At 65.8% G+C, this 14,584-nt stretch carries 15 protein-coding genes; 7 read left to right on the forward strand and 8 right to left on the reverse strand.

Translation table 11 applies throughout. The features are described 5' to 3' along the window. Together Q0693_RS02265 and Q0693_RS02270 are read left to right on the forward strand one after the other, a co-directional pair. Positions 1-128: RtcB family protein (locus Q0693_RS02265; RefSeq protein ID WP_298628885.1), on the forward strand; the 128-nt coding region annotated here is incomplete at its 5' end. Positions 129-173: 45 nt separating this feature from the next. After that, complete coding sequence (locus Q0693_RS02270; protein ID WP_298628862.1) at positions 174-1,661, forward strand: phosphodiester glycosidase family protein; 1,488 nt, start codon at positions 174-176, stop codon at positions 1,659-1,661. Between the two features lie 95 nt (positions 1,662-1,756). Here the strand turns inward: Q0693_RS02270 and pyk are convergent, their stop codons facing one another. The 5 genes from pyk to dnaA are packed head-to-tail and all read right to left on the reverse strand — an operon-like array spanning position 1,757 to position 7,252. After that, on the reverse strand, positions 1,757-3,181 hold the full coding sequence (gene pyk, locus Q0693_RS02275) for a pyruvate kinase (protein ID WP_243032090.1): 1,425 nt from the start codon (positions 3,179-3,181) through the stop codon (positions 1,757-1,759). Beyond that, a complete protein-coding gene (gene eno / locus Q0693_RS02280) occupies positions 3,168-4,436 on the reverse strand; it encodes a phosphopyruvate hydratase (protein ID WP_243032048.1) in 1,269 nt (422 codons plus the stop codon). The genes pyk and eno overlap by 14 nt, the downstream gene beginning before the upstream one ends. A 52-nt stretch (positions 4,437-4,488) precedes the next feature. Beyond that, positions 4,489-5,637: a DNA polymerase III subunit beta gene (gene dnaN / locus Q0693_RS02285; RefSeq protein WP_243032050.1), complete on the reverse strand. Its 1,149-nt coding sequence runs from the start codon at positions 5,635-5,637 to the stop codon at positions 4,489-4,491. Continuing rightward, a complete protein-coding gene (locus Q0693_RS02290) occupies positions 5,634-5,942 on the reverse strand; it encodes a hypothetical protein (protein ID WP_298628868.1) in 309 nt (102 codons plus the stop codon). The genes dnaN and Q0693_RS02290 overlap by 4 nt, the downstream gene beginning before the upstream one ends. Beyond that, entirely contained in the window at positions 5,939-7,252 is a 1,314-nt protein-coding gene (gene dnaA, locus Q0693_RS02295) for a chromosomal replication initiator protein DnaA (RefSeq protein ID WP_298628870.1), read from the reverse strand. Before dnaA ends, Q0693_RS02290 begins: the two co-directional genes overlap by 4 nt. 44 nt (positions 7,253-7,296) lie before the next feature. Between dnaA and mnmG the strand changes: the two genes are divergently transcribed. The 4 genes from mnmG to Q0693_RS02315 are packed head-to-tail and all read left to right on the forward strand — an operon-like array spanning position 7,297 to position 11,418. Then, complete coding sequence (mnmG, locus tag Q0693_RS02300) at positions 7,297-9,111, forward strand: tRNA uridine-5-carboxymethylaminomethyl(34) synthesis enzyme MnmG (protein WP_298628872.1); 1,815 nt, start codon at positions 7,297-7,299, stop codon at positions 9,109-9,111. 36 nt (positions 9,112-9,147) lie between these two features. Beyond that, entirely contained in the window at positions 9,148-9,876 is a 729-nt protein-coding gene (gene rsmG / locus Q0693_RS02305) for a 16S rRNA (guanine(527)-N(7))-methyltransferase RsmG (protein ID WP_243032070.1), read from the forward strand. Continuing rightward, on the forward strand, positions 9,870-10,622 hold the full coding sequence (soj, locus tag Q0693_RS02310; RefSeq protein WP_243032079.1) for a chromosome-partitioning ATPase Soj: 753 nt from the start codon (positions 9,870-9,872) through the stop codon (positions 10,620-10,622). The genes rsmG and soj overlap by 7 nt, the downstream gene beginning before the upstream one ends. Next, positions 10,606-11,418 (forward strand): ParB/RepB/Spo0J family partition protein, encoded by an 813-nt coding sequence (locus Q0693_RS02315; RefSeq protein ID WP_298628877.1) that lies wholly within the window; start codon positions 10,606-10,608, stop codon positions 11,416-11,418. The genes soj and Q0693_RS02315 overlap by 17 nt, the downstream gene beginning before the upstream one ends. Here Q0693_RS02315 and Q0693_RS02320 read toward each other — a convergent pair. From Q0693_RS02320 to Q0693_RS02330, 3 genes are read right to left on the reverse strand one after another with little or no spacing between them, the layout of a single operon-like run. Then, positions 11,406-13,472 (reverse strand): DNA internalization-related competence protein ComEC/Rec2, encoded by a 2,067-nt coding sequence (locus Q0693_RS02320; RefSeq protein ID WP_298628879.1) that lies wholly within the window; start codon positions 13,470-13,472, stop codon positions 11,406-11,408. The genes Q0693_RS02315 and Q0693_RS02320 overlap by 13 nt on opposite strands. Beyond that, positions 13,459-13,767, reverse strand: coding sequence for a helix-hairpin-helix domain-containing protein (locus tag Q0693_RS02325; protein WP_298628881.1), 309 nt, complete (start codon positions 13,765-13,767; stop codon positions 13,459-13,461). Before Q0693_RS02325 ends, Q0693_RS02320 begins: the two co-directional genes overlap by 14 nt. Further along, complete coding sequence (locus Q0693_RS02330; protein ID WP_298628883.1) at positions 13,740-14,387, reverse strand: YcxB family protein; 648 nt, start codon at positions 14,385-14,387, stop codon at positions 13,740-13,742. The genes Q0693_RS02325 and Q0693_RS02330 overlap by 28 nt, the downstream gene beginning before the upstream one ends. A 23-nt stretch (positions 14,388-14,410) precedes the next feature. Here Q0693_RS02330 and Q0693_RS02335 point away from each other — a divergent pair. Further along, a partial coding sequence (locus Q0693_RS02335; protein ID WP_298628888.1) for a glycerophosphodiester phosphodiesterase occupies positions 14,411-14,584 on the forward strand: 174 nt, incomplete at its 3' end.

Here is a 14,584-nt window from a genome sequence, read left to right on the forward strand (position 1 = left end):
AGGCCACCGTGGACGAGGAGATGCCCGAGGCCTACAAGGATGTTTCCGTGGTGGTGGAGGCGGTCCAGGGGGCAGGGATCGGTAAGAAGGTGGCCCGCTTAAGGCCCCTCATTGTGGTGAAAGGATAAACGCTTTCTAAGCGCTTTCTCACCGCCATCTGCTCCCATGGAGGGATGAGGCTTAGCGGCATTCCCTGGAGGAAGGAACTGGCCCTTCTCCTATTCTTCTCCTGTTCCCTGGCCCAGACCCTGCTTCCCGCCAGCACCTATGGCCTCACCTTCCGGGAGGAGAACGGGGCCTGGGTCTACGAGGGCGGAGGGGTTCGGCTCGTGTATGTGCCGGGGGTGGGCTGGGCCGAACCCTGGGAGGCCAGCCTCCCCCCACCCGAGGGGGAAAGGATCCCCCTCGAGGCCCTGAAGGCCCTCGGCTACTTCCAGGTGCCGGAAGCCCAGGCGCGCTACGGCCTCCAGGGACGGGCCTTCCGCCTGGTCCTGGACCTCGCCCAGCCCTATCCCGGCCGGCCCCAGGACTCCCAAGGGCACGAGCGCCTGACCCTTCTTCTCCCCTACCTGGCCTTGGGAACGCTCCAGGTTGCCTGGCCCAAAGGAGTGGAGGCCAGGGTGCGGCTTCTGCCCACGGGCACGGAACTGAGCCTTTTCGCCAAGGGAAAGTTGCTTCGTTACCGGCTTTTCCCCTTGGAAAACCCCCCTCGGCTGGTCCTGGACCTGTACCCCCTGGAGCCGGAGGTGGCCGAACCCCTGGCCCCCGGAATCCGCTACCGGGAGGTCTGGGCCTTTGCCCCTGACCCCTTAAGGCTCTACCTGGTGGAGGCGGAACGGGGAAGGCTCATCCCCGTGGGCCGGCCTGGGGCAAGGGCCCTGCCCAAGGACTTGGCCCAGGACGCCTTAGCGGTCCTCAACGGGGGCTACTTTGACCCCAAAAGCGGCACCCCTATAGGCCTTTGGGTGCAGGATGGGGTGACGGTCTCCTACCCTTATGGCCGGGTGGCCCTCCTGTGGGATGGCTTCAGTTTCTTTATGGGATTTCCCAAGTTTGAGGCGGTGGTAAGAGGCCCCAGTGGGGAACGGGTGCGGGTGGGGATGAACACCTCTCGCGCCCGCTACACCGCCTACACTGTTCCCGGCCCCGTGGGGCGGGAAGGGGAGGAGGTGGTCTTGGTGATGGGGGACCGGGTGCAAGCCATCCTCCAGGCCCCCCAGGAGCTTCCCCCTGGGGCCTGGGCCCTGGCCTTCCCCAAGGGGGCTCCCCCCTTCCCCCTTAGGCCAGGGGACTCCTTAAGCCTCTTTGGCCGCCTAGACCCGCCCTTCCGCTACGCCCTCGAGGGCGGCCCCCTCCTGGTCAGGGAAGGCCAGTACGCCTTTGACCCGAGCCAGGAAAACTTCCGCGATCCCAGGCCGCTTCAGGCGGTGGCCCCTCAGGCGGCGGTGGCCTGGACCCGGGAGGGAAGGCTTTGGCTCTTGGTTTCCGAGCCCACCACCCCTGGGGTCCTGGCCCGGGCCCTCCTCTCCCTGGGGGCCTGGAACGCCCTGCGGATGGACGGAGGGGGCTCGGCCCAGCTTTGGGTCAAAGGCCGGCTGAGAAGTCCCTACCAAGGCTTTCCCAGGCCGGTGGTGAGCGCTTTGGCCCTTTATGCTCCCTAAAGGGGACCTCCTCCCCCAGGAAGGCTTAGTCCGGGATCGGGCCTGCAAAAGGCCCTATCTGGGCCCCACCCTGGCAGGGCCAGGGTGGGAGGGTATCAGCTCACCCGCTCCACCCGGATGAGGTTGGTGGTCCCCCGCACGCCAAAGGGCACCCCAGCGGCGATCACCACCCTCTCCCCCACCTGGGCCAGGCCACAGGCCTTCACCTTCTCCAAGGCGATCCGCACCATGTCGTCGGTGTCCTGGGGGTCAGGGGCCAGGTGCGGGAGAACCCCCCAGACCAAGGCCAGTTGCCGCTCCACCTCGGGGTTAGGGGTGAGGGCCAGGATGGGTACCCGGGGCCGGGTACGGGCGATGCGCCTGGCGGAGCTTCCCGTGGCGGTAAAGACCACGATGGCCCGGGCCTCCACCGCCTCCACGATGTCGTCCGCCGCCTGGGCGATGGCGTCCTGGGTGGTGGGGGTGGGTGCGGGGCGAAGGACGTTGAGCTTCTGCAAGAACTCAGGGGAGGATTCCACCACCCGAGCGATCCGGGTCATGGTGGCCACGGCCTCCACCGGGTAGGCTCCGGCGGCGGTTTCTGCGGAAAGCATCACGGCATCCGTCCCGTCAAAGATGGCGTTGGCCACATCCGAGGCCTCGGCCCGGGTGGGGCTGGGGTTCTGCACCATGGACTCCAGCATCTGGGTGGCGGTGATCACCGGCTTGCCCGCAGCGATGGCCTTGAGGATGAGGCGCTTTTGCACAATGGGCACCTCCTCCAAGGGCATCTCCACCCCCAGGTCCCCCCGGGCCACCATGATGCCGTCGGCCTCCTCGAGGATCTCCTCAAAGCGGTAGACGGCGGAGGGCTTCTCTATCTTGGCCATGAGCCGGGCCCGGGAACCGTGCCGGGCCAGGTAGTGCCGGGCCAAAAGGAGGTCATCCCGGGTGCGCACGAAGGACACCGCCACCCAGTCCACCCCCAGCTCCGCCCCCAGGGCCAGGTCCTGGATGTCCTTTTCCGAAAGGGCAGGGATGGAAAGATCCGAACCCGGGACGTTGATGCCCTTGCTGTCGGAAAGAACTCCCCCAAGCTCCACCACGGTGTGGATCTCGTCCCCCTGGACCCTCTCCACCCGAAGGCGCAGGCGGCCATCGTCCAGAAGGAGCACCTGCCCAGGGGCCACGTCCTCGGGAAGCCCCTTGTAGGTGAGGGAAACCCGCCCTTCGTCCCCCTCCACGGGAGCCCGGGTGAGGATGAAGGGCTGGCCCACCTTAAGCTCCACCCGGCCCTCCTTAAAGCGGCCTATGCGGATTTTAGGCCCCTGGAGGTCTTGGAGAAGGGCCAGGGTTTTGCCCAGCTCCCTCCCCACCTCCCGCACCCAAGCCGCCCGCCGGCGGTGCTCCTCGTGGGTTCCGTGGCTGAAGTTCAGGCGAAAAACGTCCGCTCCCGCCTCCGCCAAGGCCCGGATGGCCTCCTTGGAGTCCGAGGCGGGCCCCAGGGTGGCCACGATCTTGGTGCGCTTAAAAGGCTTCATATCCGAGAAAGCGCGCCGCACGCCCTAGCTCCTCCTCAATGCGCAGGAGCTGGTTGTACTTGGCAAGGCGATCCGACCGGGAGAGGGAACCCGTCTTGATCTGGCCGGCGTTCACCGCCACCGCAAGGTCGGCGATGAAGCTGTCCTCGGTCTCCCCGGAACGGTGGCTGATCACCGCCCGGTAGCCGGAGCGCTGGGCCAGGCGGATGGCCTCGAGGGTCTCGGAAAGGGTACCGATCTGGTTCACCTTCACCAAGATGGCGTTGGCCACCCCCCTCTCAATCCCCTGGCGGAGCCTTTGGGGATGGGTAACGAAAAGATCGTCCCCCACCAGTTGGATACGGCTACCCAGGCGCTCGGTAAGAAGCCGCCAGCCTTCCCAGTCGTCCTCCGCCAGACCGTCCTCTATGGAGCGGATCGGGTACTTCTCCACCCAGGAGGCCCAGAACTCCACCATCTCCTCCGAGGAAAGGACCCGGCCTTCCCCCTCTAGGTGGTACCTGCCTTCCCGGTAAAGCTCGCTGGCCGCCGGATCCAGGGCCAAGGACACCTCCTGGCCCGGGGTATAACCTGCCCGCTCAATGGCCAAGAGAAGGAGCTCCACGGCCTCCTCGTTGCTCTTGAGGTCCGGGGCAAAACCCCCCTCATCCCCCACGTTGGTGCTGTACCCTTTCTCCTTCAGCACCCCCTTCAGGGTGTGAAAGACCTCAGCCCCCACCCGCAGGGCCTCGGAAAAACTCTCCACCCCTGCGGGCACCAACATGAACTCCTGGAAATCCACCCGGTTATCGGCATGCTTTCCCCCGTTGATCACGTTCATGAGGGGAACGGGCAGGACCGCCCCTTGCACGCCCCCCAGGTAGCGGTATAGAGGCAAGCCCAAGGCCTCCGCCGCCGCCCGGGCCGTGGCCAGGGAAACCGCCAGGACGGCGTTGGCCCCCAGGTTGGCCTTGTTGGGGGTGCCGTCCAGCTCTAGCATGGCCCGGTCCACCCCCTCCTGGTCCAGGGCGTCCAGGCCTATGAGCTCAGGGGCTATCCGCTCCTGGATGCTCTCCACCGCCCGGCGCACCCCCTTTCCCAGGTAGCGCCGGCCCCCATCCCGTAGCTCCAGGGCCTCGTGGGTACCCGTGGAGGCCCCGGAGGGAACCATAGCCCTTCCCTTGGCCCCCCCCTCCAGCTCCACCTCGGCTTCCACCGTGGGAAAGCCTCTGGAGTCCAAAACCTCCCTGGCCTTCACGCTGACGATTGTGGTCATGGATTCCTCCCGTAGGGCTTATGGAAGCCCTTCCCGTCATCCCGGCTAAAGTTTACACCCTGAGGGGCACCACCACCGCCTGGTACCCTTCCCCGGGAGCACGGGCCGAAGCCTCTAGGGGACGGAGGAGGCTTGGGCTGGTGGGACCAGAGAGGAACAGGCTAGCCTCACCCGATAGGGGGGAAAGGGCCTCCAGGAGGTAACGGGCATTGTAGGCCACCGCCAGGGGTGGGCCCTCGAGGCGCACCGGGATCTCCTCCCGGCTTTTCCCATAATCCCCTTCCGCGGAAAGCATGGCCCGGCCCTCCTCAAACATGAGGTCTACCCGATGGTTCTGCCGGTCAGCAAGGACGCTAACCCGGCGCAAGGCCTCACGGAAAGCTTCCACCTCAAAGGTGGCCTTCAAGGGAAACTCCTTGGGGATCACCCGCTCATAATCGGGAAACTCCCCTTCCATAAGCCGAACCGCCATCCGCACCTGCCCCTGGGGGGAATCCGCCAGGCCTCCCGTGGCCAAGCCCAGGACACCTGGGCCTAGGGCCAGGGCCACCTCGCCTTCCCCCATGGCCTTGAGCACCCGTACCATCTCATCCACACTGCGGGCGGGCACCACCGCCTTCTTGGTGAAGGGCTGGGGCTTGGCAAGCCCGTAAAGGGCCAACCGGTACCCATCGGAGGCCACGGAGCGCAACCCCTTCTCGGAGAACTCCAGCTGAACGCCCCGGAAAATGGCGCGGTATTCCTCGTTGCTGGCGGCGTAGCGCACATGGGAAAGGGCCCGGTGAAGCTCCTCCACGGAAAGCAAGGTCTGCAAGGGGTAAGGCTCCGAGGGTCCCTCATGGCTAGGGAAGAACAACTCCGGGTAACCCTCATCGGGCGCCAGGCTCAGCCGGGTGTTGAAGGAGCCCGAGGAAAGGAAAAGCTCCCCGCCAAAGGCCAGCTCCACTTGGTCCCCGGGAAGGCTGCGCACCAGTTGGAAGAAGGGCTGGGCCGGAACCAGAAAGCGCCCCTCCCCCTCGGCGGAAAGGTGGAGGCGTACCTCCAGATCCACTTCCCCGTTGGTTCCAAACAGGGTCAGGACCCCCGGGGAAAGGGCCAGGCCCAAGTAGGTGAAAAGGGGGTTGGAGCTCCGCGTGGGTATGACCCTTTCCAACAAGGAGACGTGCTCGGTAAGCAGGCTTTTAGGAACGGTTACTTTCATTGTGGCTTCCTCCTCTCTACTGCTATTACTAGGTTCTTTTTTAAAGCTTTATAAGGATAGTAGTCGTAGTAGTAGGGGCTGTGGATATGTGGATAAAGGGGGATAAATCCCGTCAGGGAGAGCAAACCGCATGTGGAAAACTCCTGTGGATAACTGGCCTTAGCCTGTGGATAAGCTGTGGATAACTGGCCAGTTATCCACAGGCTAGAGAAGGGGCCAGGTTTTCCACAGGTTGTCCACAAGGTTATCCACAGAAAAACCCGGGTTATCCACAGGGTTATCCACAGGTTATCCACAGGGGTCATGACAGGGCCTCTTTCAGGCTGCGAAGCAGCTTCTGCACCTCGCGGTCGCTTTCCGAAAGTTCCTGAACCTTTTGGATGGCGTAAAGAACGGTGGTGTGGTCCCGTCCCCCGAAAAGCTGGCCGATCTCCGGTAGGGAGGAGCGGGTGAGCTCGCGAACCAGGAACATGGCGATCTGGCGGGGCAGGACCACCTCCTTACGCCTCCCCCCGCCCAGGAGCTCCTCGGGGCGGAGGGAGAAGTATTCGGCCACCTTGCGCACGATCTCTTGGGGGTCAACCTCCACCTCCCTGGAGGCGAAGATGTCGGAAAGGGCCTTGGTGGCCACAGCCCGGGTCAGCTCCACCCCGTTTAGGGAAGCATAGGCGATGGTGCGCATCAGGGCCCCCTCCAGCTCGCGGATGTTGGAGGTCACTTGGCGGGCGATGTACTCCAGCACCTCCTCGCTGATGCGTAGGCCCCGTTGTTCGGCGTTCATCTTGAGGATGGCGATGCGGGTCTCCAGGTCGGGGGGCTGGATGTCGGTGATGAGGCCCCATTCAAACCGGCTTCTTAGGCGGGCCTCGAGGGTCAGGATGTCCTTGGGGGGCCGGTCGGAGGAGAGGATGATCTGCTTGTGGGCCTCGTAAAGGGCGTTAAAGGTGTGAAAGAACTCCTCCTGGGTGCGCTCCTTGCCGGCTATGAACTGGATGTCGTCCACCAAAAGGAGGTCCACGGAGCGGTAGCGCTCGCGGAACTCCGTCATGCGGTCCTCACGGATGGCGTTGATGAGCTCGTTGGTGAAGGTTTCCGTGGACACGTACTCAATCTTCAGGTGGGGGAACCGTTTGGCCACGGAGTGGCCCACCGCGTGCATGAGGTGGGTTTTACCCAGGCCCACGCCCCCGTAGATGAAAAGGGGGTTGTAGGCCCTTCCCGGAGACTCGGCCACCGCCACCGCCGCCGCATGGGCCATGGAGTTGTTGGGACCCACCACGAAGTTCTCAAAGGTGTATTTGGGATTGAGGTTGGGTTTGGCGGTCTCAGGGGTGGGGGGGGTGTGGAAGATATCCTCCTGGACGGCCACGCTGGGCACCACCTTGAGCTCAAACCGAGGGGCTTGGGCACCCAGGAGGCTCAGGGCTTCCTGGATCAGCTCGGCGTAGTGCCGTTTGATCCAGTCCAGGGCGAAGGAGGTGGGCACCGCCAGTTGCAGCACCCCATCCTGGATACCCAGGGGGCGGATGCGCTCAAACCAGGTGTGGAACTCCACCTCGGTGATGTTGCGACGGATGTGCTCCAGGATGTGTTGCCAGATGGCCTCGTGGGTCAAGGCTACCCCCCCGCGTTTCCGGAGGAACATTCTACGCCAAGGCCTTGGGTAAAGTGGAGGGTGGGATGGGGTACGACGTGGTGGTGGTGGGAGGTGGGCATGCCGGCATTGAGGCTGCGTGGGCGGCGGCAGCCTTGGGGGTGCGGGTGGCCCTGGTGACCATCAACCCCGAGCGCATAGGCATGATGCCCTGCAATCCGGCGGTGGGCGGGCCCGGGAAGAGCCAGCTGGTGGCGGAGCTCACCGCCCTCGGGGGCCTTATGGGCCGGGCGGCGGACGCAACCGCCATCCACACCCGGGTGCTGAACCGGTCCAAGGGGCCGGCGGTGCAAAGCTTGCGGGTCCAGGTGGACAGGGATCTCTACGCCCTCAAGGCCCAGGAAATCCTGGCGGAGAGGCCACTAGAGGTGATCCGGGGGGAAGTGGCGGGCCTTTGGGTGGAGGCGGGGAGGCTTCTTGGGGTGCGCACCGTGGACGGGCGGGGGATCGCCGCCAAGGCGGTGGTGGTGGCGGGGGGTACCTTCTTGGGCGGGGTGGTTTGGTATGGGCGGCGGTCCCGGCCGGCGGGGCGGCAGGGGGAGCCTCCCGCGCGGTTCCTCTCCCAGAGCCTGAGGGCGGTGGGCCACACCCTGCGGCGCTTTAAAACCGGCACCCCACCCAGGATCCGGGCGGACTCCGTGGAGTTTGGCGAGCTGGAGGTGGTGCCCCCTGAGGTGCCCCCGGGAAGCTTCACCGGAAACCTGGGTCCCTATGCCACCCGGCTCCCCACCTGGCAGACCCGGACCACGCCCCGGACTCACCACCTGATCCTGGAGAACCTGCACCTTTCCCCTCTTTATGCGGGGGACATTGTGGGCATCGGACCTCGCTACTGCCCCTCCATTGAGGACAAGGTGGTGCGTTTTTCCGACAAGGAAAGCCACCTCCTCTTTGTGGAGCCCGACGGGCTCGCCACCAGCGAGGTGTACCTGCAGGGGTTTTCCTCCAGCCTGCCGCCTGAGCTTCAGGAGGAGATGGTGAGGAGCTTGCCGGGGTTTGGGCGGGCGGTGATCCAGCGGTACGCCTATGCGGTGGAGTACGACAGCCTGGATCCCACGGAGCTCACCCGGGGCCTGCAGTCCCGATTGCTGCCCGGGCTTTTCAGTGCCGGCCAAGTGAACGGTACCTCGGGGTACGAGGAGGCGGCGGCCCAGGGGCTTCTGGCCGGCCTAAATGCGGCCCGGTTTGCCCTGGGTCTTCCTGAGGTCCACTTGCCCCGGGAAAGCGGCTATATGGGGGTGATGGTGGATGACCTGGTGGGCCGGGGAACGGATGAGCCCTATCGGATGATGACCTCCCGGGTGGAGCTCCGCCTTCTCTGTCGGGCGGACAATGCGGACGAGCGCCTGGTGCCCCTGGCGGTGGAGTGGGGCCTGAGGCCCCGGGAGGATCTGGTAAGGGTACAGGAGAAGTACCGGCGGATAGAGGCGGAGTTAAACCGCCTAGAGGCGTTAAGGGTGGAGGGGGTAAGTGGCCTTCAGTGGTTGCGGCGGCCGGAGAACACCTATAGGGCTTTGGCCGAGCGGTTTCCTCCTCCCCTCCCCCTTAGCCCGGAGGAAGCCCAGCAGGTGGAGATCAGGGCCAAGTACGCGGGGTACATAGAGCGGCAGGAGCGGCTACGGGAGAAGCTGAGGGACCTGGAGGCCTTCCGCATTCCCGAGGGATTGGAGTTTCCCCGGGTTCCGGGTCTTTCGCGGGAGGCCGTGGAGAAGCTTTCCCGGGTGAGGCCGCGCACCGTGGCGGAGGCGGCCCGGGTTCCCGGGATACGGGACTCTGACCTCACGGCCCTCTTGGTGCACCTCAGGGTGCTGGCCCACTAGTGGGGGGATGTTTCCCGTGAAACATGGGAGGTGGGAATGGGCTTGAGCCCTAAGGGCGTCCAGCTTCTTCTGGAGGGAGGGCGGGCCTTAGGTTTGGACCTCGAGGCCCACCTTTCCCCTTTCTCCCGCCTTTACGACCTCCTTATGGAGGCCAACCGGCGCACCAACCTCACCGCCTTGCGCACGGAGGAGGAGGTGGTGGTCAAGCACTTCCTGGATTCCCTAACCCTCCTCACCCTACCCCTTTTTGCGGGGGCCATCCGGGTTCTAGACCTGGGCACAGGGGCGGGGTTCCCTGGGCTTCCCTTGAAGATCGTGCGGCCTGAGCTGGAGATCACCCTTTTGGACGCCACCAAGAAGAAGGTGGCCTTCGTGGCCCAGGTGGTGGAGGCGCTGGGGTTAAAAGGGGCCTACCCCCTATGGGGCCGGGCGGAGGAGCTGGCCCACCTGCCCGAGCACCGGGAGGCCTATGGGCGAGTGGTGGCCCGGGCAGTGGCGCCCCTATGTGTTTTGGTGGAACTGGGCCTGCCCTTTGTCTCCCTGGGGGGGTATATGGTGGCGCAAAAGGGGCCGAGGGTGACGGAGGAGGTGGCGCCTTTGCCCAAGGCCCTGGCCCTCCTGGGGGGTGGTCCGCTTAGCGTCCATACCTTGCTTCTCCCCCTGGCCCAGGAGGAGCGGAACCTGGTGGTGATGGCCAAGGAGGCCCCCACCCCGGCCAGGTATCCCCGGCGCCCGGGGGTGCCCGAGAAAAATCCTTTATGCTAGGGTCCAAGGTGTTGCGGCGGATCGCCCTGGTGAACCAGAAAGGGGGGGTGGGTAAGACCACCACCGCCATCAACCTGGCCGCCTACCTGGCCCGCATGGGGAAGAGGGTGCTCTTGGTGGACCTGGACCCCCAGATGAACGCCACCAGCGGCCTGGGGCTCCGGCCAGACCGGGGGGTGTACCAGGTTTTGCAGGGGGAGCCCTTGGAAGCCTTGGTGCAGCCCGTGGATGGCTTCTTCCTCTTGCCGGCCACCCCGGAGCTGGTGGGGGCCACGGTGGAGCTCCTGGAAAGGCCCATGGCCCTGGGGGAGGCCTTACGGGACGAGGAGTACGATATCACCCTTCTGGACGTGCCTCCTAGCCTCTCCGCCCTCACCCTAAGTGCCCTTGCGGCCGCCCATGGGGTGGTGGTCCCGGTGCAGGCGGAGTATTACGCCCTGGAAGGGGTGGCGGGGTTGCTCACCACCCTGGATGAGGTGCGCACCCGGCTGAATCCCCGCCTCCGCCTGCTGGGCATCCTCATCACCATGTACGATGGCCGTACCCTCTTGTCCCAGCAGGTGGAGGCCCAGCTTAGGGCCCACTTCGGGGAGAAGGTGTTCTGGACGGTGGTACCCCGGAACGTGCGCCTGGCGGAAGCCCCCAGCTTCGGCAGGACCATCGCCCAGCATGCGCCCACCTCCCCGGGGGCCCACGCCTACCGCCGCCTGGCCGAGGAGGTGATCGCCCGTGTCCAAGAAGGCTAGCGGCTTAGGGAGGGGCCTCGAGGCCCTCCTGCCCAAGGGAAGGGGAAGCGTGGTGCGCCTTCCCCTTTCCGCCATCCGACCGAATCCCCACCAGCCGAGGAGAAGGTTCTCCCAGGAGGGACTGGAGGAACTGGCCGCTTCCATCCGGGAGAAGGGCCTGCTCCAGCCCCTCTTGGTGCGCCCTAAGGGCGAGGGTTACGAACTGGTGGCAGGGGAAAGGCGGTACCGGGCCGCAGAGATGGCAGGCCTGGGCGAGGTCCCCGTGGTTATCCGCGACCTCACGGACCAGGAGGCCTTGGAGCTGGCTTTGGTGGAGAACCTCCAGCGGGAGGACCTCACCCCCCTGGAGGAGGCCCGGGGCTACCAGGCCCTGCTAGGTTTGGGCCTGACCCAGGAGGAGGTGGCCAAGCGGGTGGGTAAGGCCCGTTCCACGGTGGCCAACGCTCTAAGGTTGCTTCAGCTTCCCCAGGAGGTGCTGGAGGCCCTGGACCAAGGGCTCATCAGCGCTGGCCACGCCCGGGCCCTTTTAATGCTGGAGCCTGAGGACCGCCTTTGGGGCCTAAAGGAGACCCTGGATAAGGGACTTTCTGTGCGCCAGGCCGAGGCCTTGCGGGAGCGTCTGCTGCGCGAACGGGAGCGCAAAGCCCAGGAACCCTCCCCCCTTTCCCTGGAGCTTTCCCGGCTTTTGGGCCTGCCGGTGAAGGTGGTGGGGGGAAGGAAGGGGAAGGTGGTCATCCACTACCGTTCCCTGGAGGAACTGGAGGCCCTCCTGGAGCGCCTGGGCTACCAGGCGTAGCCAAAGAGGACCCGCACCGCCCCGTGTTGGTCGGTGCGGTAGATCGTTATCCCCCGCTGGGCCAGGCGCTTTAGCACCTCGGGGTGGGGATGGCCGTGGGGGTTCCGGCCCACGCCGATGAGGGCCACCCGGGGCTGGATGCGCTCCAGGAGGTCTTCGTCTGTGGCCGTGCGGGAGCCGTGGTGGCTCACCTTCACCACCTCGGCTTTGGGTGAGGCCAGCTTCCTTTCCACCTCCCGGGGTACGTCCGCTGGGAGGAGGGCCTTGGGACCGGCGAACTCCAGGAGGAGGACCAGGCCGCTCAGGTCGTCGGTGGCCTGCTGCTGGGGGGGCCAGAGGACCTCGAGGCCACCCCTTCCCACCCGTAAACGGCTCCCGGCTCCTGGGTAGCGTATGGGCACCCCTTTGGCCTTGAGGGACTGGACCAGGGGATGGTCTTCCGAAAAGGCCGGGGAAAGCAAGGCAAGGCCGATGGGTATCTCCTCCGCCACCCTTAGGAGGCCCCCATAGTGGTCGGCATCGGGATGGGTGGCTACCAGGACCTCGAGGGCCCCTACCCCCAGGGCCCGCAGGGCCCGCACCACCTTCTCCCCCTGTTCGGGGCGTCCTCCGTCCACCAGAACCTCGGCTCCGCCCATCCGGGCCAGCAGGGCATCCCCCTGGCCCACGTCCAGGGCCCAAAGGTCTAGGGGCTTGGGCCAGGCGGAAAGGAGGCTCAGGAGGATGGGCAGGCTGGTGAGGAGAAGGGCTTGCCGCCACGACAGGAGGCGGTAAAGGGCCAGGAATATGGGTAGAAGCCCTAGGTAGTAGAGGGCGAAACCTCTGGGGGAGACCTCCCCCCACCAAAGCAGGGGGCCTTGGCCGGCCCAGCGGGCGAGAAGGATGAGGGCCTGGGCCAAGGGTTCCACCAGGGGGGCGAGGAGCCCACCCAGGAGGAGCTTAAGGACGCCTAGGGGTACCAGGAGGGCCACCAGGGGCAGGGCCAGGAGGTTGCTGAGGGGGGAGAGCAGGGGGAGGAAGCCAAAGCGGTGAAGGAGTAGGGGGGCCAAAAGGGCCTGGGCCCCCAGGCTGGCCAGGAGGGTGCCCACGAGGTAGCCCCTAAACGTTGGGGGAGGGCGAAGGGGCGGCAGGGCCAGGGCGATGCCCAGCACCGCCAGATGGGAAAGCTGGAGGGAAAGGCTCAGGAGGCTTTGGGGAAGCCAGAGAAGTTGGAGGAAAAGGGCCAGGCCCAGGGCCTGGAGCACCCCGGCCGCTCCCAGGCCCAGGAAGAGGCCCAATAGGGAGAGCCCGGCCATCAGGCTGGCCCGCACCAGAGAGGGGGTGGGACCAGCCAGCCAAAGATAGAAGGGTAGCGCCAGGAGGGCCAGGAGGTACCGCCACCGGCCCAAGGGGGTGAGGAGGAGAACCAGGCTACCCACCAGGAAGCCCACGTGGAGGCCGGAAAGGGCCAGGAGATGGGCCAGGCCCGCCTTTTGGAACCAAACATAGGTTTCCTCCAGTCCCCCCTTCTCCCCTAGGGTGAGCCCCTCCATCACCTCCTTGGCCAGGGGGCTTAGGCCCTGGGCCAGGCGGGCCCGGAAGGGGGTGCGGGCATCGGGAAGGGGAGCCAGGGGCTTGGCCCGTTCCACGTGAAACACCCCCCTCACCCCCTGGGCAAGGAGCCAGGTCCTTTGGTCAAACCCGCCGGGGTTCCGCTTGGCCTCCGGAGGGGCCAGGTAGCCCCTTAGGTGGTAGATGCCGTTCTCCAGGGGCGGGAAGTGCCGCACCCAAAGCCGGTGTCCCTCCCAGGTGGTGAGCCCGCCCTGTACCCGGAAGCTTCCTTCCAGGCGTGAGCCGTAGGAAGGTTCGGGGATGGGGAAAAGGAGGCCTCTAAGGACCACCAGGGCCATTCCTAAGACCAAGGGGAGGCGGAGGAAGGGCAGAAGCCCCAACGCGCCCAGGAAGGCCCCGGGGAAGAGTAAGCCCCAGGCTCCTAAAAGCCCCCCAAGTCCCAAGCCCACCCCGGGGGAGGTCCAAGGGGATATGGGCCTAGAGGGTGGTTCAGGGGCGTACATAAGGCCTAAGCCGTTCCAGGGTTTTGGGACCGATGCCCTTCACCCTTAGGAGGTCTTCCACACGGGTGTAAGGCCGGCCCTCCACGATCCTCTGGGCCAGCACGGGGCCGACGCCGGGGAGTTCCATGAGCTCCTCGAGGCTGGCCTGGTTGAGGCTAACGGGTTCTGGGGCGGGAGGTTGGAAGGAAACCTCCACCCAGGTTTCCACCTGAACCGGGTGGGGCCGTGGGGCTAGTTTGGGCCAGAGGCTGAGGAGGCCTAGGAGGGCTACTGCGAAGAGGTAGCCAAGGACCATTCCGTCAAGGCCAAACCTAAACCCCCAAGGAGAACGCCGGCCAGCACCCAAGGATCCGCTCCCGGGTTTAGGGCCACGAAGGCCAGGGTGTAGGCCAGGGTTAGGAGGGAAAGGATCTTCAAGGGAAGGGCCAAAGGGTTTCTTCTCCCCTTGGCTTGTGGTACGGGCGCCGGGGGAGGAGATTCCGGCTCCGGGGCCAGTTCCACCGAGTCCCGCTTGGAAGGGGGTTCCTCCTCCCACACCGGGGCCTTAGGGGGCTCGGGAGGTGGTGGGGAGGCTGTTTCCTGGGTAAGGGGGGCCTTGGGAACGGGGGCGGGAGCCGAGGTGGCCTTGCGGGCTCGGGCCACGTGGGGTTTCAGCCCTTCCAAAAAGGCTTTGAGCTCCTCCAGGGGGAAGGCCTTCAGGGGGAGGACCAGGGAATCCCCCTCCCCCTGCACCAGAAGGGTACCGGCCTCTCCTTTGCCCACCCGGCGGATCCTGGCCAGCTCCAGGCGCTTTACACCGGCCTCGTCCACCAAGACCAAATGGGCTTCGGTGACGGCCAGAAAGCCACCCGGCCCTTCCAGCTTGGCCAGGGCTTCCTCGCCCAAGCGGGAAAACGCCGCCTCGTACTTGCCCATGGCCCCATTGTATACTTCCCCTCGTGCCCCTGCGCTTAGGCCACCGCGGCGCCCCTCATCTGGCCCGGGAAAACACCCTGGAGTCCTTCCGCAAGGCCCTCGAGGCCGGACTGGATGGGTTTGAGCTGGACGTGCACCTGACCCGGGATGGGGTCTTGGTGGTGCACCACGACTTCACCCTGGGGGGAACCCCTTTA

The sequence above is a fragment of the uncultured Thermus sp. genome (assembly GCF_938010445.1).
GTDB lineage: Bacteria > Deinococcota > Deinococci > Deinococcales > Thermaceae > Thermus > Thermus altitudinis.